Raw genomic sequence first — 20456 nt, forward strand, 5'->3', positions numbered from 1 at the left:
TTCCGCTGACTGTTGCCACTATCTCCTTCTTGTGGACATCAAGCCCACAGCCGCGGGAGACCACTTCTGAAAAGGAGACTTCTTGCTTCTGATTCGCCATATCTAAAGGATTAAAGGATTTATACTGGGGCAAAGATACAAAAAATCCCTTTTCATTCCCTTTGGCGAAAGACAATCATGTACGTTTCATATAGTAAATATAATACTTGTTCATTTCCTAATCCACTTATTCAACAAGGAACACTTTTTCTCAGCCCTCAAAACAAGATGATACAAGAGATGTTTCCTAAGGAACAAACGGCATTAGTGGTTAATGCTATAGATTATAGAAGTTTAAGCCGTGGATTTTCCACGGCTGTTCAGGATGTAACCATGTCGGATGCTGATGTGGTTAATGCTGCTATTCGTATTTTGCAAGATCAGCATCCGGTATTTATGAGAATCCATCTCCAAGCTCCTGGTACACGAGGGTTTGAAATATCTCAAAGTACTCCCGATAAACTCTATTATAGAAATATTTTCGGCAAAGGTTCACCTTATGTAATGGCTATTGAAAATGCTGATAAATTGTTAGGAAAGTTTGTCTCTTTTCTTAAAAAGAAAAAATTATTTAACAGCACCGTTTTGGTAATTACAGGAGATCATGGAGAAAATAAAACTGGATGGCATTCTTTGTACAATGAGGAATGTTGGCGTACGCCATTGCTTTTTGTAGGAGCAAATATTGCACAAGGTAGAAATTTGACTTATTTTGAGCAGACGGATATTGCTCCTACCATTGTTGGGCTTTTAGGAAAAGATGGGCCTAACCATGATGGAGCGAGTGGAAAATTTGTGAAAGAAATTCTTAAGGACCATGATGCTTCTGATTATCATCCAGATATGTATTTGAAAAGACTTGATGAACAAATTAAAGATTTTAATTTTCTTCGTGCCGAGTTAATTACATTGGGGAAACATGATGACTCTTTTATTAATGTTGCAGCTTTATTGGAAAATGGTAATTTTGGTGAACCTTTTTACAGTCAAGATCGCATTCTCGATTGGTATAAAGCCGGGACAGTACAGCATTTGCTGGAAGTTAACCAGAAAGTGTTGGACAGGATAAAGGATATTATGGCTGAAAAGAAAGTAGCAAGGTGATGCATAGAATCATATTTTAGTAGTTAAAAAATGGAGGGAATAACAATGAAGCAGAAGAAGCTGATTAGAGAGAAAACAGTTCATAGTTATTTGCTAATAGGTGGATTATTGATAAGCTATTTGTTATTCCTTCCTGTTATTATTAAGGCAGCAGGTTCAATGAAGAAACGTTCTTCGTTTTTTACAGAAGTAAAAGTTCGTAATGCTGCTGTAAATATCCAAAAATATACATGGGCAAGAAAAGAGAAAGATGAGGCTGTCGCTTGTGCTGAGAGGTGGCTTGCTGATTTTAATGGTGATTATGCCCGGATATGGGATATGATGCCTTCTCAGGAAATTCCACGCTCTTTTGCCGTTAATTCTATTGAAGGTTGTTTGGTCTGTGGCACAGCGATCAATAAATATGGAAACTATTCTTATCTTTATGATAAACATAAAATAGACTGGAAACTGACATGCCCGAATTGTCACCTCACCTTTCCCACTAATGATTTTAAATCTTATTACGAAGGCGGATTGGACAGTGATGGGAGATTTAATCCGGAAAAAGCCCGCAGGCATAATGATGCTTTATTGCGAAAGGGTGAAAAGGGGAATCTGGTTAATATTTATGCTGTGAAAGGGCTGACAGCAGACCAATTGAAGGATCTTAAGGCCGCAGGAGCATCAGACTCCATCATTCATAGAATTACTAATGATTTGAATTGGGGCGTAGATGACGGAATGGGGTATCATTTTAATCCTTCGGATAAGGAAAAGTATGGGGATCCCTATACTTATGTGGCTTATTATGCACATTGGGTAATTTGGTATTGGCGTGTGATGCCGATGCTTGATGATTTGTCACGGGCATATATGTTTACTCGGTATTCGACCGATCCGAAAGAACGTGACAGGGCTCAGACGTATGCAGATGCAGCTATTGTGATGCTGGATAGGATTGCTGATTTGTATCCCGAAATGTATGTCTATTTCTTTCCGCGTAATGGGTATTATGGGTTTCCAAATTGTGGGTACCGGTGGTATACGCATCCTGAGACCGGTAGAGTAATTGGCAGTGTCTGGGAGAATACTTTCATTAAGAGTGTGATGTTTGCATATGATGCGGTTTTCCCCGGTATAGATCATCTATCATTAAAGGCAAAGGAAGTACTTGTGCAAAAATCGGGTAATTCTCAAAAAGGTGATTCTACACAAATAAAAATTAATTTTGAGAATCGAATATTGCGTCAAGTTGCAAAGGCCTATTATGATTGTGATCTAAATGGGAATCCTGGAATGGAACAATCAACTTTAGCGTTGGCTGCGGTTATTATGGACCATAATCCAGAAACTCTTCATTGGTTGAATACCTTATTTGAAAACGAAAAAACTTTTTGGGAAACCAAGGGCACTCGTGAAGGAGGTGGTGTACTACTTTACTTGGTGGATCGGCTAAGTCGTGATGGGCAGGGGGATGAGGTATCCATAGGATATAATGCCGGTTGGTTATCTAACTGGCTCGTTGTAGCTAGAGTATTGGACGGGTATCATATACCTGATGGGGGGAAACTGAACGGAGATATTGATCCGGATCTGTATCATAATCCTCGTTTTAGTAAGTTGTTTCTTTCAAATATTCATCTTTTGTTGACGGATTCTTTTGTTCCTCATATAGGAGATACTTCTCATACAGGAAATCCGAGTTTTGCCGGGAATCCGGAATATTTTATTATTGATCCGGATAATTTAGTGTTGGGATATAGTAAATATAAAACGAAAGAATTAGCTCAGGCGGTTTATTTTATTAACAAAGAAAACATACTTAATGTACACACTGATATTTTTACGAAAGATCCGGAACGGATTCAGAAGGAAATCAAGCATGTGATTAAAAAAAATGGTAGACTTCATCTTACCTCTCATAATTATACCGCATATGGATTGGGTATTCTTCGTGATGGCAAGTCGAAAAATAAAGTAATGCCTTATTCTTCTCAACGTGCTTTTGCTATGTTTTATGGAGCGCGAAACGGAACACATCATCATGCGGATCCTTTGGGCATTGGATATATTGCATATAATTTGGATTTAATGCCTGATTTTGGTTATCCAAATACGATGAAGGGTTGGGATGAAAATAATGAAGAAATGCAGTGGGATAAATCAACTGCAGCGCATAACACGGTCAGTTTTGATGATTTTGGATATAGAGGGCATCTTTTAGGCTATGGTAAACCACTCCACTTTGATAATTCAGGAATAGTTCAAGTAATGCATGTTAGTACAAATGATGTAGAGCATAATGATTTAAGATGTGCTAAAACTTATGAACGCACATCTTCTTTGATTCGTATTAACAGCTTTGATTCTTATCTAGTAGACTTTTTTCATGTAATTAGCTCTCGTCCTTATACTTATAATTTTCATACGGCAGAAGTGGATGGTGAATCCACAAAATATAATAATCTGTTTTTTAGCTCTTCTGTTCCTGTTACTTATAACAAGAATACACTACGAAATGTCCGTACGGCAACTGTTAAACATAATGAGTTTAGTATTGATTGGAATATTTTAGATACATGGAATCAATATTCGAAGGGAGCAAGGTCGAAAACAGATGTACATGTGAAAATTACTGTTCCTTGGAATCATCATACTGCTGTTCGTGTTGGAGAGGCGGTCCCTCCTACTAATGATGGCAATAATCCAGTTTGGTTGCCCATATTGATGTTACCAGGCCAGGGACAGACTATTTTTGTGTCTGTCATTGAACCTTATATGGGGCATTCAAAAATTATATCAATTCAGTCGTTACCTGTTATGGAAGGGACAAGGGCAGCGGACTGTGCGGAAGTACAGGCTGTAAAGGTTCAATTAGTTAATGGACGTACCGATTATATTGTAAATGCTTTAGATAGAAACAAAACGTATCGGATAGCTGATAAATTTGATTTCAGAGGCTTTTTTGGCGTATATTCTGAAAATAGTAAAGGAAAAGTTGTAATGAAATATATAAATGATGGAACTATGATTGCTGGAATGAAAACACGGGATCGTATAACAGGAACGGTGATAGATGCTACGGATAAACTTTCAGATAAGAATGACATTATTATTAAGACAAATTGTTCTGTTGATCCAATGATTTTGAGGGGAAAGTATATTTATGTAAATAATGATGATGTTAAGGAAATATATCCGTTGATGAAATACAACGCAGTTTATCCTATACAGAATGCTGTAAGGCGTGAGGATGGTACAATCTTTTTAGATTTAGGGGATTGTTCAGTAGTACGTGGTTATAAGGATTTGGATGATTATAGTAAAGGATTTTCTCGTGATTTTAATTTAGGATCATCTTTTTATATACCATTGTCTTTTATAGAGAAAAAGTAATTTATATATTATATGAGAATGTTTAGATCATTATTCCTTTTTTTATCGTTTTTTATTTGTATTCCTCTTTTTTCTGCTTATAGCAATAAAAAGGGTAACGGGATCGTCAAATGCCGTTCTTCTTATTATACAGAAGAGCGGGTTCGTAACGCTGCAGAAAATATTCAAAAATATACCTGGGCAAGAAAAGAGAAAGATGAGGCTGTCGCTTGTGCTGAGAGGTGGCTTGCTGATTTTAATGGTGATTATGCCCGGATATGGGATATGATGCCTTCTCAGAAAATTCCACGCTCCTTTGCCGTTAATTCATTAAAGGGTTGTTTGGTCTGTGGCACAGCGATCAATAAATATGGAAACTATTCTTATCTTTATGATAAACATAAAATAGACTGGAAACTGACATGCCCGAATTGTCACCTCACCTTTCCCACTAATGATTTTAAATCTTATTACGAAGGCGGATTGGACAGTGATGGTAGATTTGATCCGGAAAAAGCCCGCAGGCATAATGATGCTTTATTGCGAAAGGGTGAAAGGGGGAATCTGGTTAATATGTATGCTGTGAAAGGGCTGACAGCAGACCAATTGAAGGATCTTAAGGCCGCAGGAGCATCAGACTCCATCATTCATAGAATTACTAATGATTTGAATTGGGGCGTAGATGACGGAATGGGGTATCATTTTGATCCTTCGGATAAGGAAAAGTATGGGGATCCCTATACTTATGTGGCTTATTATGCACATTGGGTAATTTGGTATTGGCGTGTGATGCCGATGCTTGATGATTTGCCACGGGCATATATGTTTACTCGGTATTCGACCGATCCGAAAGAACGTGACAGGGCTCAGACGTATGCAGATGCAGCTATTGTGATGCTGGATAGGATTGCTGATTTATATCCTGAAATGTATGTTTCTCCTTTTCCTCGTCATAATTATTTCGGGTTCCCAAACTGCGGCAATGTTTGGGGAACTTATTTGTCTTCTGGAAGAATAATAGGAAGTATATGGGAGAATACTTTCATTAAGAGTGTGATGTTTGCATACGATGCGGTCTTTCCTGGTATAAAAACATTGTCAGCTAATGCTAAAAGTGTTCTTGTTCGTAAATCCGGTCAAGTGAATAAAGGTAATTCTGAATGTATCAAAAACAATTTTGAAAATGGTGTGTTGCGTGAAGTCGCTAAAGCATTTCGGGATGGAAATCTACAGGGAAATCCGGGTATGCAACAATCTACTTTGGCATTAGCCGCAGTTGTTATAGATCATAATCCTGAAACGCAAAGATGGTTGGACATCGTATTTAAAAATGGGAATAGTGATTGGCATAGTAAAGGAGAACGGGATGGTGGAAGTACAATGCGGTATTTAGTTGATAGAATAAGTCGTGATGGCCAGGGGGATGAAGTTTCCTTGGGCTATAATGCTGGTTGGTTGGAGAATTGGATTGCGGTAGCTAGAATGTTGGATGGCTATCATATCCCGGATGGAGGAAAACTTAGTGGTAATATTGATCCGGATCTTTATCACAATCCCCGTTTCGAGAGATTATTTTATGTTAATCCCATTCTGTTGACAGATGATTTTACTCCTCATATTGGTGATACGGGTGCAACCGGTGATCCGGATCATTTTATTACGAATATCAATAATTTAATTCTTGGATATAGTAAATACAAGACGACAGAACTGGCTCAAAAAATATATTTATTAAAGAATAAGACTCTTGCTAATATTCACATGGATATTTTTACTAAAGATCCTGAGAATATTAAATCTGAAATTCAAAAAGAAATAAAGAATCATGGTGAGTTTTTGCAATCTTCTGAAAATCAGTCGGCTTATGGTTTAGCAATATTGCGTGACGGCCTGCCACCTGAGGACACACAGAAGACAACACAACGTACATTATGGATGTTTTATGGTACACGTAATGCAAGTCATAATCATGCTGATCCGCTAAATATTGGGTATATCGGGTATGATTTGGATTTGATGCCTGATTTTGGTTATCCGAATACGTTAGGTGGAGAGTTGAATCCAGAACAACAATGGGATAAGTCTACACCAGCCCATAATACTGTTAGCTTTGATGCCTTAGGTTATAGGGGACATATTGTCGGCTATGGGAAACCTCTTCATTATGATGCAACTAAAAGCATTCAGTTGATACACGCTACTTCTAATGAAGTTGAAAACAGCTATAAATTATATGCCAGGGACTATGAGCGAACAACAGCTTTGGTTAGAATCAATAATTCAGATTCTTATATAGTGGATTTCTTTCACATAAATAGCACATATCCGTATACTTATAATTTTCATACTGGAGAAATTGATCCTGCTTCGACTCTTTATCATAATATAACTTTTGATCCTGCTACTCCTGCCGTAACATATAATAAAAATACATTTCGTAATGTAAGGACAGCATTTGTCCACGATAAATTATTCAGTATTGATTGGAATCTTGTTGATACATGGAATCAATATAAGAGAGGTGTAAGGGCAAAGACAAGTATTCATCTGAAAATAACGATGCCTGGGTATAATAAGAAAATTCAGTTAGGAGAAGCTATTCCACCGACAAACAATGGTTCCAATCCTGCTTGGGTGCCTCTCTTAAGAGTCCCAGGTCATGGGATGACGACTTTTGTATCTGTAATTGAACCTTATGAATTAAATAGTAAGATTGCTTCTATAGAAATTCTACCTGTATGGAATGGCAAGGAGAAGGCTGATAGTACAGTTGTAAAGGCGGTACGGGTTAGATTGAAAAACGGCAGGACTGACTATCTTATCAATTCATTTGATCGAAATACTACTTATCGGATAGCAAATAAATTTAAATTTCGTGGATTTTTCTGTTTATATTCGGAGAACGAAAATGGGAGAGTGATTCGAAAGTACATCAATGATGGAACCTTATTGGATGATAAAACATATTCAGATAGGATAACCGGACGTATAGTTGATGCAACAAAAGAGTTGAGTGATACTAATTATATAATAATTCGGACAGATGAAAGAATTAATCCTAAAATTTTGAAGGGAAAATATATTTATGTTGATAATAGTGATATTTCCGATTCGAAAGGAGATGATGCGTTATTAAAATATAATGCCGTTTATCCTATTATATCAGCAGTTAAGCAATCAAAAAATATGTATAAGTTGAATTTAGGAAGTTGTTCCGTTATAAAAGGTTTTGCAGATTTGAATGATTATAATAAAGGTTATTTGCGGGACTTTAATATTGGTTCTGACTTTTATATTCCACTTTCTTTTTTGGAAGAATATAACAGGTAATATCAGTATAAAGATTTTAAAAAAGGAGGCTATGATGAAGAATTATTAAGGCGAAATTAATTTTTGTGAAATCATGTTGATAATGATGGAGATATGGCGGAAAATCACCGATGATTTTGTGCCTAAAATTTTACTTGGTTTCTTCTTAATAAATGAGTTTTATGTAATTATGAGAACATTAAATTAAGGTACAATGAAATTAAAAACAATATTCTTACTTTTGTTATTTTACATTTTTGCACTGCAAGGTATGCTGGCAAAAACGTCAAAGAGTAATATTAAATATGCCAATTCAGGGTCACAGCGTGTAATACTTGTCACCATTGATGGGTATCGTTGGCAAGAACTTTTTGGTGGGGCTGATAGTTTGTTGATTTTCAATCAAAAATATGTAAATGATCTTACACAATTTCGTAAATTGTTTTGGCGTACAACGGCAAAAGAACGTTGTATGGCCCTTATGCCTTTTACCTGGAATTTTATAGCCAAGCATGGTATACTAATAGGTGATCGTTATGTTGGCAGCAGGATGCAAGTATCAAACAAGATGCAGTTCTCTTATCCTGGTTATAGCGAAGATTTATGTGGGTATCCGGATGATGAAAGAATTACAAGCAATAATAAAATAGAGAATCCAAATATCAATGTCCTTGAAGTTGCTAATAATATGCCGGAATATCATGGCAAGGTCCTGGCTTTCGGAAGTTGGGATGTTTTTCCTTATATACTTAGTGAACAACGAAATCACCTTGAGGTAAATGCTGGATTTAGGCATAGTCTTTCTACTCATCCTACGGCAAGAGAAAAATTTCTTGATGAGTTAGAGGATGAGACACCAAGTCCATGGAGTGATGAACGTTTAGATGTTTTTACTTTTCAATATGCGCTTGAATCGATGAAATCACGTCATCCTAAATTTATATTTATTGGTTTAGGAGAGACTGATGATTTTGGACATGCGGGGAAATATGACCAATATCTTATGTCTGCCTATCGTGCCGACGATTTTATATGTCGTTTATGGAATTATGTGCAGCGGGACAGTTTTTATCGAAACAAAACAACTCTCATCATTACTTGTGATCATGGTCGTGGAGAGGGTTCGAATTGGCGTAGTCATGGATCTAATATACCAAATTCAGGAGAGACCTGGCTTATGGCTTTAGGTAAAAATATTCCGGCAAAAGGGGTCGTTACAGATCCAACTATTTATTATAATAAGCAAATTGCGCCGACCATTGCACGTATTCTTGGCGTTGATTTTCATCCTGATCATAATGATGTAGGGACGCCAATTAATTTCTAAATCAAGATAGTTGCTGCGTAAAATTAAGAAGAATATTATTATCACAGATACGGAGGATATATCTGATAATAATATTCTTTTAACTGATTTGATTCTAAAATATTTGATTTATGGGGATATTGCTGGTGAACGTTAATCTTTTTCGGGTGTGGAAAAGGAACCTTTCAGTTCATGCACCCATATCTCATATCCCTTTTCTGTAAGGTGAAGTCCGTCTACTGTCAGTTCTGGGCGCATGATATGTGAGTCGGAGAGCGTGAAAAGGGGGAAAAGGTTGAGAAAGGGAATATGCCGTTTATCTGCTCTCTGACGAATGAGGTGGTTGACCTGAACGATCGTGTCCGTCTTTCCCTCCAGCAGTTTCCACTGATGGAAATGCTCGTTGATTGGGAGAAGGCTCTGCAGAAAGAGTCTCGTGTCCGGACATTGAACAGAGATTTCCTCCACTATCCTGAAGATACCACTGGCAACTTCTTCCGGGTTGAGACCATGGGAAATGTCATTGATACCTGCAAGAAAGTATATAGCAGCTGGATGGAAGGGGAGTACCTGATGAAGACGGTCGTAAATGCCACTGGTATCATCACCGGCTATGCCTCGATTGATATAGGGGCCGGAGTCCGTCCCTAACAGACGCTTGTTCCAATTCCCTCCAAATTGAGTCTGGCTGTCTCCCAGCATTACAATGTCTGTAGGCTGTATGGGAGGTTCGCTGTCGAATTGCCGGGTCATCTCCTGATAGGTATCACAATATACCCGTTTTATTTTATCCTTCATTATCCTCTTTCCGATAAGCATCAATGGCTTTCTTCACGGATCCGTACATCAGCAGGATTCGCTTGGCATGGTCATAGTCCAGTCCTAATTCATCAATGATCATCCTTGTTCCGCGGTCGATGAGTTTCTGGTTGGTGAGTTGCATATTCACCATCCGGTTACCTTTGACACGCCCAAGTTTGATCATGACCGTAGTGGAGATCATATTCAGGATCATCTTTTGTCCTGTACCGGATTTCATGCGGGAGCTTCCAGTTACAAACTCCGGTCCGACGATCATTTCTATTGGGACATCGGCTTCTGCCTCCATGGGCGCGGAAGGATTACTGGTGATGCATCCCGTGAGGATACCGTGAGCGCGTGCCTCATGCAGTGCTCCGATAACGTATGGTGTCGTGCCGGAGGCCGCGATGCCGATAACGGTATCCTTTGTGTTGATGTGATGTTCCTGTAGCTCTTCCCATCCTCGTTGCGTATCATCTTCCGCATTTTCTACTGCATTGCGGAGTGCAAAATCTCCACCTGCGATGAGTCCGATGATATGAGTGGGAGGTACGCCGAACGTGGGTGGAATCTCGGAAGCATCCAGAACCCCTAATCTCCCGCTTGTACCAGCCCCCATATAGAAAATACGTCCACCTTTTTTCATACGTGGTACAATAAGGGAGACGAGTTTTTCTATTTGAGGAATCGCCTTTTCTACAACTGATGCGATTTTCTTATCTTCTGTGTTGATGTCCACAAGCAACTCATGAACAGATTTCTTATCCAAATTGTTATAGAGGGAGGACTCCTCTGAAATCTTTTGAAATGCCATAATTGATTATATTTTCCCAGTATGAAAGGCTATCAGGCCTTCCATTGGGGCTTGAATGATGTGTCCTAAGGTCATGCCTTCTTTTTCAAGAGCTCTTTTGAGGGGAGCTTGGAAGTAATAAGCAATAGATCCGTTAAATCCGATCGGAAGCCGGTTCCAGCCTTCATACTGCTCGACATTGCGTACCAGGAAACTCTTGAACTGATCCTCGACGAGTTGGCTGATGGCTGGTACCTCAAGATTTTCCTTCAAAAAAGGTACAAAGCCGGCAAGGAAGCGGTTTGGAAATGTTTTCCTGTAAACTCTATCTATTATTTCTGCACCGGACAAGTGAAATTCTTGATCAAACCGGTGTATGATAGGTTCCGGCAATTGATTTTTGAGCACGTCTCCGATGAGTGTCTTCCCCAGCACTGCACCACTACCCTCGTCGCCGAGGATGAATCCTAATGGAGAAACATTCTTTGTAATACTTTCCCCATCGTAAGCACAGGAGTTGCTGCCTGTACCTAAAATACAGGCGATACCGGCCTTGTGTCCACAGAGACTGCGTGCTGCTGCCAGCATATCGGTAGCCACTTCACAGGTATCCGTTATCTGCAGATATTTCCTCAGGCCATTTTCCAGGATATATGTCTTTTCCGCTGTACAACCTGCACCATAGAAATACACATTGCTGATGGCCGTCTCCGGGAGTTGGGGGATCAGTGAAGCATGGATCTCCTTTGCTATCTCATCTTCCGTCTGGAAAAACGGATTTATTCCTTTTGTCTTGATTTTCTTAATGACTTGGTGTTCATCTACTACACACCAGTCTGTCTTAGTGGAACCACTGTCAGCTATTAGTATCATAATTTTATGTATATTTTTTTCTTGAACAGAATATAGCCTACACACCAGTTGAGGCAGACATAAAGGATTGCCCAGACCAGTGATGCAGCCTTCATCCCCAGGACGGGCAGAAGGACATGAGTATAGGCGATTACCCGGATGGATGAGCCTCCGAACAGAATGATCCCGAATGGGATGAGCAGTAAATCAGAAAGGACGAAGAGGGCCAGCGGGTTCACTCCGAACACATGGAAGAAGTTGGTCAGGGCATCCTGGTGTTTCTTCTTGTCAATGAGCCATGTGAGCAGGGCCAGGATGGTGGAGGCCAGTCCGCAGCTTACCATTGAGAAAGTGGGAGTCCATAATTTCTTGCTGATAGGGCAGGCGTAGGCTAGCAGGAATCCTGCAAACGTAAGCAGGGCTCCGATGATGAAAAGGCGTTCTATTTTATCATTCAGATTGCTTAGTTTCATAATGCTTTCCCCCACGCAAAAGCCGATGAGCACATGTGCCAAAGCGGGGAATGTACTCAGGATACCTTCAGGGTCTGGACTTTCCGGTTTGAAGACATGTCCTGCTCCCAGGATATAGTTGTCTACGATGGCCAGAATATTGGTGTTGTCGTGGGCATATCCGTTACAGCATTCCAGGAGGATATAATAGCCGATGAATATTCCTGCGATGATCCATGGAATGAATTTATGCCTGACTGATAGGGCGATGACTGCTGCCAGTCCATAGCAGATGCCCAGTCGTGGCAGGACGCCCAGGATGCGTAACTGACCAAACGTGTTGGCGGAAACAGAGAGGCGTTGTGCAAATGATAATTGGGCATTAATGGGATTTTCCATCCCTCTGAAAAACATGACGAGCCAAGTGATGGCCAGGCCGATGAACCAAAGCAGCAGGGCTCTTTTAAGAATCTTCCGTGCACACTTCCAGGACCATTTAAACTCGAATTTGCGGAGAGACAGATAAGTAGTGATCCCCATGATGAACATGAAGAAAGGAAACACTAAGTCTGTCGGGGTCAGTCCCAGCCATACAGCATGCTGCAAGGGGGCATAGGTCTGAGGGCCGCCCGGATTGTTGACGAGGATCATTCCTGCGATGGTCATTCCCCGTAATATATCCAGAGCCAGAATTCTCTGATTTGATTTTACAGTAGTTTTTTCCATGACATTATTTATATAAATAGTATTTCTTTGCGATTTTCCTGAATGCTTTCACATCTTTATCCCAATAGGGTCTTGCGTCCGACCATAAATGATGTTCCATCAACAGGCGTCGGATCTGCTTGGAGCCGCACACTTTATCGATCATGTCCAGGCGGTCTTTGTTGTCGCTTGCCAGGATGTCATGATCTGGATAGAGTTTATAGAGTTCTTGTATGACATAGAATTGAATATCGCACAGGTTAGCTTTCTTATAGTTTGTGAAATAGACCTGTACCCCTTGTAGTTCCGTACCCTTTCCCGGACCGTAGAACGGGGTGTAGAAGATGGGGCGGAACAGTACACCGGGGAGATGCAGGCCGTTCATGTCATCTGCAAACTGATCCGCCTTAATCCACGATGCTCCGAAGAGGCGAAAGGGGAGGGTGTACCCTACGCCGATGGAGATGTTGTCGAGCTCACCGATAATTCCCGAGACAGCATAGAAAGGTGCTGTTTCTGACTCCGGTATATGTGGTGACGCAGGTACCCATTGCAGGCCTGTATCCCTGTAAGTCATGCGGCGTTTCCACTTTTTCATCTTGATGACCGTCAGGTCACATTTCCCTCCAAGCCTGTTCTCCCCATTGAGGAATAGGGCTAATTCTCCCGGCGTAAGTCCGTAGAGGTATGGAATCTTCAGTTGGCTGACGAAGGAGATGCAGTCGTCCTCAACGATGTTTCCTTCAATCTTCTCTCCTCCTAATGGGTTTGGGCGGTCAAGGACAACCACTTTGATATGGTTCTGCACTGCAGCTTTCAGTATGTTGTCCAGGGTACTGATGTAGGTGAATGATCGGCAGCCGATGTCCTGGATGTCATATACCAGTACATCTATGCCTTTCAGCATCTCAGGGGAGGGCATACGATGCTTCCCAAAGAGGGAATATACCGGCAGATGAGTGATGGCATCCGTGTCATTGCCTACTGCAGAGCCGGCATGGGCACTGCCCCGGAGGCCATGCTCCGGCCCGAACAGGGCGACCAGATGGACATTCGGCGCCTGAGCCAGGATGTCTATGTCTGACCGTAATTCATTGTCTACTCCTGTGGGGTTGGTCACCAGTCCTACACGTTCCCCTTGTAATATCTTGAAGTTCTGACTTTTAAGAACCTCTATTCCTGTCTGTACTTTCTGTGCATACAGACTGTATGCAGAAAGGACACAGAAAAGGAGTATAAAAACCTTTTTCATCAGTTATCTGTTTTATGATTATCTTTTTTCCCGTAATTCTCGTCTACTTTCTTTTTGACAAAAAAGGTGACGGCAACGGTTGCCAGGCAGCAGATCATGACCATCCAGAAGAATTCCTTGTAGCCCATCCACTCTTGTATATACCCTGCAAACATTCCGGGTATCATCATACTCAGCGCCATGAAAGCCGTACAGATAGCATAATGGGCTGTCGTGAATTCTCCTTCTGAGAAGTACATCATGTATAGCATGTAAGCCGTGAATCCGAAGCCATATCCGAACTGTTCGAAGGCCACACATGTGCTGATGACCACCAGGTTTGTCGTATGGCTCATACCCAGGAAGACGAATGTGGCGCATGGCAGGGTCATACTCGCAGCCATAGGCCATAGTGCTTTTTTTAGTCCCCATTTGGAAGCCGCAATTCCTCCGATAATTCCTCCGATTGTAAGGAAGAGGACACCGATGGTTCCGTATACGATGCCTACGTCATCTGTTGCAAGGCCCAGTCCTCCTGATTTTGGAGAGTCCAGAAGAAAGGGATTGACCATCTTGAGAAGAAAGGCTTCGGGCAGACGGTAGAGGAGCATGAAAACGATAGCCAGCCATACACCAGGTTTTTCAAAGTATGTGGCAAAAGTACGGTTAAACTCTCTCATGACCTCTTTGGCCTTGTTACTTGTCTCATCAGTAATGTGTGGGGCGTCGACAGCAGGATGGGGGAGGATAAATGTATGGTATAGTGCCAGGGCTGTAAACAGGACAGCAAGGATGCCCATCGTGATTTCCCAGGACATCGGGATATTGCCGGTCTGACGTTCAAGTTTGCCGGCAATATAGACCAGAACGCCTTGCCCGAATATGGATGACAGGCGATAGAAGGTACTCCTGATACCAATGAAGAATGACTGTTCGTTTTCCGGCATGGCCAGCATGTAAAAACCGTCTGCGGCAATATCATGTGTCGCGGAAGCAAATGCCGTAATGATAAAGAGGATCAGCGTAAAGGTGAAAAGGCTGATAGGGGTCGCTCCCGCTTTGATCGTGGCTGCATCCGGGTGCGGAATGGTGAGAGTCAGCAGAATAAAAGCGATGCTGATGAGTAACTGCATAGTGACGATCCACCAGCGTTTGGTCTTGATAATATCCACGAACGGACTCCACAGGGGCTTGATGGTCCATGGAAGATAGAGGAGACTGGTAAACAGGGCCATCTCTCCGTTAGGTACCCCCATTTTTGTGAACATGGTCACTGAGATGTTGTTCACTATGAAATAAGGAATACCTTCTGCAAAGTAGAGGGTGGGTATCCATGTCCAATAGGATAGATTTTTTGTACTTTTCATTTTCTATGTTTCTGCTGCTTCTTGATCATTTTATACTTTTTCTCGTTGCTCTTAAATGGCTGTGTCTGTTTTACGGAATGACTAATTTGCCTACTAACCCGTCTTCATTCGTATAGAGTACTTCTCTTTTGTTCAAAGGCACTACCGTATTGACGAGTGTGTTGCCTATTTTGTGCTTCCAGTATACTTTTCCTGTATAGGCATCTAAAGCGAAGACCAGACCGTTTTTGGTAGACGAGAACACCTCTCCGTCCTTTTCTTCCAGCATGACCGTGGCATGCTCATAGCCGAAACCTACATCTGTACTCCACAGTTCTTTCGGAAAGTCCGTTTCGGCGGAGTAGCATACGATGCTGTCCCGCATGGTTTTAGCATAGACTCGCTTATGGTCTGCTGATAGTCCGATCGATTCCCGGACTTTGCTCTGATACGTCCGCCAGAGCTGTCTGCCTGTCTTCAAGTCCAGGGCTGTCATGGCGCGCTCTGGGTCAACGATGAATACCTTTCCGTGAGCGGCTACCGGCCATACGGCCGCAGGGGAGAAGTGCATCCCCTTATCAGCACAGGTTACCCATTTCCAACTCAGGGATCCATCTTTCTTGTCCAGTGCATAGAGGGTGTTATCCCATGCTCCGAATATAACCTTATCTTTAGTTACCAATGGCCGTGTCTCAACGTATCCATTAATCCCCCCGGTTGCCCAGATCAATTTTCCATCCTTGATCCTGATAGCCCGGAAGGTGCTGTCGCTTGCTCCGATGTAGGCGATACCTTTGTCGATCGTTACAGCACTGACAACAGGGCGACGTGTCTTTAGTTGCCAGCAGATTTGTCCGGTTCTGGCATTGACACCGTAGATACGGTTGTCCGCAGATCCGGCAACAAGCATTCCCCCTGCGATCGCCGGAGTGCCGAAAATGCGTCCGTGAGTGTGGCAACTCCATAGGAGACGACCGTCTTTCAGCGTATAGCAGTTGATCCTTCCTAAGTCATCAGCCGTATATACTTTTCCTTTATAGACAACGGGTGAAGAGAAAATAGCAGCATGTGATCTGACCGTCCAGGCTTCTTTTACCTGAGGGAATTCTTCATTGACCTTGAAACTGGGACGTAGCTTGAAAGATCCGGGGCTTTTATCATAGTATTTGTGAGTAAGTGAAATCCCTCCCCAGCGATAACGAGGTTCACCCACCGGGTGGGTGTAGACGATCATTGAGTCAGAGGTAATGTCATACTCGTTGTATTGACCGAACCGGTGTCCTTTGCGCCTGAGATTAGTAATGTTGATAAACGCGGGAATACCGTCATAGGTCGTATAGCGGTTAATATGATAATGTCCGTCGATGAAGGCTTTTACCGGATAGGCCCGGACAGCATCTGTCACTTCATACCAGTTGTCCATATCCTGAGGAAGCATAGGAATGTGCGTTACCAGAAATACAGGTTTACCCTGTTTCCCGTTTTGTGCCAGTTCCTTTTTCAGCCAGTCGATGTCTTCAGGAGAGATGTGCCCGAGAGCCATTCTCATCATCGGCCCGCATCCGAAACCGAGGAAGAGGTAACCTTTATGGTCCAGGCGGAAACGTTCATAACCGAAAATGTTCTTGAAGTCCATGCACCCGCTCTCACTCCATTTCTGGTCATGATTGCCCATAATGATGTAATAAGGTTCTTTCAGCCGGTCCAGTTCTTTCTTGGCTATCAGCAGTGATGCCCGGTCGCCCTCATCGGCAATGTCGCCCGTTACCAGGATGAAGTCGATGCTGTCTGAGGTGTTGATCTGATCGACGGAATGTCGTAGGTCTTCTATGGCATCTGCCTTCTTGGCATTAATGTGAATATCGGTAAGTACGACAAACCGGAAAGGCTCTCCCGCCTTCGCAGAGAGGCCCCCAAGCGATGAGATGAAGATCATGATGACCAGCAGGACTGTCCTCGTGAATTGTCTTTTTTCCATGATGCTGTATGCTTTCAGGGATTACTTGAGTAAGAAACTCAGGACTTTTTTCATCAGGGAACTTCTTATGGCATCTCCCTTTAGCGATTCAAACGGGAATCCGAAGACCACCGTGCGCCAGTGGTCCTGCGCTGAACCGCCAAATACAATGCCTGCGCTGAGATTGTTTTCCGAATAGCGTAAAGCCGTATAGGCACAGGAGTCTGCCGGTTCTATGGCATCCGGTGACTCGACTACATAGGAGGTCTCATTGGGTTTGTTGTAATAACTGAATTCTTCCTGCTGTGTCGTCAGTGGGGAGGCTACAAATTTGATTTCCCCGTCAGTGGCAGCCCTGTCATCACGCCATTTATATTTCAGTATGTTCTGTGCAAAGAGTTTGTCACTGTCCTTTGCGGGAGCCAGCGGATTGAACCATAAGTCTGAGGCCACGTAAGAGCCTGAGATGAAAATCCGGCCACCGGCTTTGCAATAGTCTGTAATGGCACTTTGTAAATCAGAATCAAAAGTCTTGAATTTCAGAGGAGTTACTCCGGGACGTCCTAACTTGGTCTGCTTCTCCTTACCGAGGATCAGGTCTATAGCACAATAGTCTTGTGCATTGAGCAGATGATTGGCTACAGCAGCTGCTTTACTTGCTGAGACAAAACTGTAGCCGGCATCCATGATACATCTTCCATGGAGGGCAGGATAATCAAAAGTGTTTCCTGCTATGACCATTTTCTCGTAGTTGCCATAGCTGTCACCGAATCCTCCTGAATCATCATCTGTCCATGGTATAGAACGGCGGTACTCCTTCATCTTTCCCACATAATTGATGCAGTATTTGTAAGGTACTCCATTATCTATGTCGGTGAGGAATCCGGCTTCCTTGCCATCTGATGAGGTGAAGTCATCGGGGGCACTGATACGGTCGAACCCGTTGATGACAAGGACCGGTTTGGCTGTAGACCGGGATGAAATCCCGACAGAGAGTATTTCTGACGGGAAGCTCTGACCACCTTTGTTGAGGGCAGTGACTTTAAAACTGACTACTTCATCAACGGGGATCTTACAGGTATAAGTCGTTTTCTTCACGACAGTTCCATTGTCGAAATCTCCATTTCCTATTCGTTTATAGACGATATATTTTTCAGGGACAGCCGTTGGTTCCAAAGAATCATTCACGGCGTTCCAGGTTAGTCTTACTTTACTGGCTCCTGACAGTACTGCGGCAAAATGATCCACAGGCAATGGCTGGACAACATATTTGTAACCATATTCGTCACTTAAGAAGCGGAGCATTCCCTTATAGATAGCACGGCTTACTGTAAACTGAAAGTGGGGATCAAACCCATAGCGCAAGTCTGCAAAGTTTTCGTGTGACAGGAGTTCGAGCAGCATTGCCGGCACCCGTGGCTCCCAGGCTTCATAATAACTGGCATCCCACATACCCCTCCGGGTCCATTTAGGTTCATAGAGCGTACGGATGTCATGGGTAATACTTGACAAGACCTGGTCACACAGGTCATGGCAGGCCATTCGTGATGTGCCGTCAGCAAACTTCCCGTTGTATTTCTGGGAGTCATAGATGCCGAGAGTGCCGATGATGGAGTCACCATAAACGGTTCCGGCATCACTGTGGAAGGCAAAGGAGAGGTCAACCGGGATATTCAGTCCCTTGTAATCGGGTGCGGCCTTTGTGCCTCCGGCCAGATAGTTGACCCATGTTCCGCGGTCTTTATAGTCATCGGCATAGTCATCTCGTCCATGAGTGGGAGAGTAGATGCTGTCCGGGACCCCTGCCCATTGCAGCCAGTAGCGTGCACCCTCTTCAAAGCGGGGATAGCCGCTGACGAGGTAAGGGTAATCGATCCTTGGCTGGTAGGCATTGCGGGCGATACGTTCACTCCTGCGGTCTGTCTTTGTGTTGCGGATGATACTGTCCGGATCTGCACGGCGGGCAATATTACCCATTCCGCCACCAAACTTTACCGCATCTGCTGTAATTTCACTTCCAGCCTTCCTGGCATAGTTGGAAAGTACTACTTTTTCTTTCGTCCCTTTGCCAAAATCGAATGTGCCTAAATAGATCCAGGTGCCGCCGCCCATTTTCTGGTTGACGGAGAAAGAGGTCTTCCCGTCTTTATGGTATACGGTATAGCGGGCTGCGGTGGTGCTGTTAGGCAATGATTTATAAGATACATATACCGCATAATTGCGGTCCTCAGGGATGTCCGGAGCCCATGTTATGGTGCTTGCATCCTTTTCTTTACTTACTGTTTCGGTCTCCCGGTAAGTTCCCTCTGTAAACGGATTTTCGAAATCCTTGTAGATTTTTCGGAGATAAGCAAATCCTGTTCCCTCTCCGTTTCTCCATAAGTTGCTTCCGTTTTTCTCATAATAGGGTGAGGTGGCCTCATGGCCGTCGTTATCTACGATCACCTCGTATGGATTCGGGTCTCTTTCCCGGGGCAGCATGACAATAGCGCCGGCATTCTCAAGCATCGGCACGAGATAGGGTAAAACGTAACTTTCTGTATATTTGTCTTCGACAGTTTGGAACATCCTTGCACGTTGCCATTCCCAGCGCTGAAGTCCTAATTCGTAATAGGCGCCGTGGCTTGGCCACATTGCAAGATGTCTTCCGTAAAGACCACGGGTTGGCGTATAAGGTCTGTCCAGGTCTTTGACAAGAGGAATATTGTTGGGGTTGGTGAAGGCGGGTCGTTTAGCCTTCGGAGATAAGAACGACCTTGGAATCAAGTCACAGATACTCTTGCCATCTGAGATAATACGGATATTTTTAAAAGAATGTTGTGGGGATAAAGTGTCCTTTAGTCTTTGTATGAGACTTGTGTAATTATCCTCTCTGAAGGGAACATAGGAAAAATTGCTTGTGGCATAGACGGTAAGTGTATCATTTGCAGATTGAATGGAATCTACTTTGATCTTTCCTGTTTGTACCCCCTTCGTATAACTGTTTAAAATGCTTTCAATAGATTGGTAGTCATTCCTCGTGAAAGTTGGTCCCTGAGCAAAAAGAGGGGCAAACCATCCGAGTAATAGAAGATTAAGTACTATCTGTTTCTTCATTCTTTTAAGTTTTATTCTGTCTGAAGTTAAATCAACGTTTTCGTTTCTGTCTTTCTGAGGTCAGGACTGTTGTTTAAAAATGAAAGTTCAGGGACTGTGATATAAACA

At 42.7% G+C, this 20456-nt stretch carries 12 protein-coding genes; 4 read left to right on the forward strand and 8 right to left on the reverse strand.

What is annotated here, in order from left to right:
• Window positions 1-267 precede the first annotated feature (267 nt).
• The 4 genes from ACYRYG_RS10895 (at window position 268) to ACYRYG_RS10910 (ending at window position 9136) form a co-directional block, all read left to right on the forward strand.
• The gene (locus ACYRYG_RS10895) at window positions 268-1143 is read left to right on the forward strand and encodes a sulfatase-like hydrolase/transferase (protein WP_293423841.1); all 876 of its coding nucleotides are present in this window, start codon (window positions 268-270) and stop codon (window positions 1141-1143) included.
• 45 nt (window positions 1144-1188) lie between these two features.
• Entirely contained in the window at window positions 1189-4521 is a 3333-nt protein-coding gene (locus ACYRYG_RS10900) for a heparinase II/III domain-containing protein (RefSeq protein ID WP_460198148.1), read from the forward strand.
• An 18-nt stretch (window positions 4522-4539) separates the two neighbouring features.
• Window positions 4540-7830: a heparinase II/III domain-containing protein gene (locus ACYRYG_RS10905; protein WP_460198149.1), complete on the forward strand. Its 3291-nt coding sequence runs from the start codon at window positions 4540-4542 to the stop codon at window positions 7828-7830.
• A gap of 193 nt (window positions 7831-8023) precedes the next feature.
• Window positions 8024-9136 (forward strand): alkaline phosphatase family protein, encoded by a 1113-nt coding sequence (locus ACYRYG_RS10910; RefSeq protein WP_293442025.1) that lies wholly within the window; start codon window positions 8024-8026, stop codon window positions 9134-9136.
• Window positions 9137-9268: 132 nt separating this feature from the next.
• On the opposite strand, the gene ACYRYG_RS10915 is transcribed toward ACYRYG_RS10910, so the two are convergent.
• From ACYRYG_RS10915 to ACYRYG_RS10950, 8 genes are all read right to left on the reverse strand, one after another.
• The gene (locus tag ACYRYG_RS10915; RefSeq protein ID WP_293418575.1) at window positions 9269-9913 is read right to left on the reverse strand and encodes a GDSL-type esterase/lipase family protein; all 645 of its coding nucleotides are present in this window, start codon (window positions 9911-9913) and stop codon (window positions 9269-9271) included.
• Window positions 9903-10730 carry an N-acetylmuramic acid 6-phosphate etherase gene (gene murQ, locus ACYRYG_RS10920; protein WP_293418577.1) on the reverse strand — a complete coding sequence of 276 codons (828 nt, stop codon included), beginning with the start codon at window positions 10728-10730 and terminating at the stop codon, window positions 9903-9905. The genes ACYRYG_RS10915 and murQ overlap by 11 nt, the downstream gene beginning before the upstream one ends.
• 6 nt (window positions 10731-10736) lie before the next feature.
• A complete protein-coding gene (locus ACYRYG_RS10925) occupies window positions 10737-11582 on the reverse strand; it encodes an ATPase (protein ID WP_293418579.1) in 846 nt (281 codons plus the stop codon).
• Window positions 11579-12739, reverse strand: coding sequence for an acyltransferase family protein (locus ACYRYG_RS10930; protein ID WP_293418581.1), 1161 nt, complete (start codon window positions 12737-12739; stop codon window positions 11579-11581). Before ACYRYG_RS10930 ends, ACYRYG_RS10925 begins: the two co-directional genes overlap by 4 nt.
• Window positions 12740-12743: 4 nt before the next feature.
• Window positions 12744-13970, reverse strand: coding sequence for an exo-beta-N-acetylmuramidase NamZ family protein (locus ACYRYG_RS10935; RefSeq protein WP_293418583.1), 1227 nt, complete (start codon window positions 13968-13970; stop codon window positions 12744-12746).
• Window positions 13970-15316 carry an MFS transporter gene (locus tag ACYRYG_RS10940; RefSeq protein ID WP_293418585.1) on the reverse strand — a complete coding sequence of 449 codons (1347 nt, stop codon included), beginning with the start codon at window positions 15314-15316 and terminating at the stop codon, window positions 13970-13972. The genes ACYRYG_RS10935 and ACYRYG_RS10940 overlap by 1 nt, the downstream gene beginning before the upstream one ends.
• Before the next feature lie 70 nt (window positions 15317-15386).
• The gene (locus ACYRYG_RS10945) at window positions 15387-17273 is read right to left on the reverse strand and encodes an outer membrane protein assembly factor BamB family protein (protein ID WP_294729094.1); all 1887 of its coding nucleotides are present in this window, start codon (window positions 17271-17273) and stop codon (window positions 15387-15389) included.
• A 21-nt stretch (window positions 17274-17294) separates the two neighbouring features.
• Window positions 17295-20348, reverse strand: coding sequence for a golvesin C-terminal-like domain-containing protein (locus tag ACYRYG_RS10950; protein ID WP_293432544.1), 3054 nt, complete (start codon window positions 20346-20348; stop codon window positions 17295-17297).
• Window positions 20349-20456 lie beyond the last annotated feature (108 nt).

Source organism: Segatella asaccharophila, assembly GCF_054687055.1.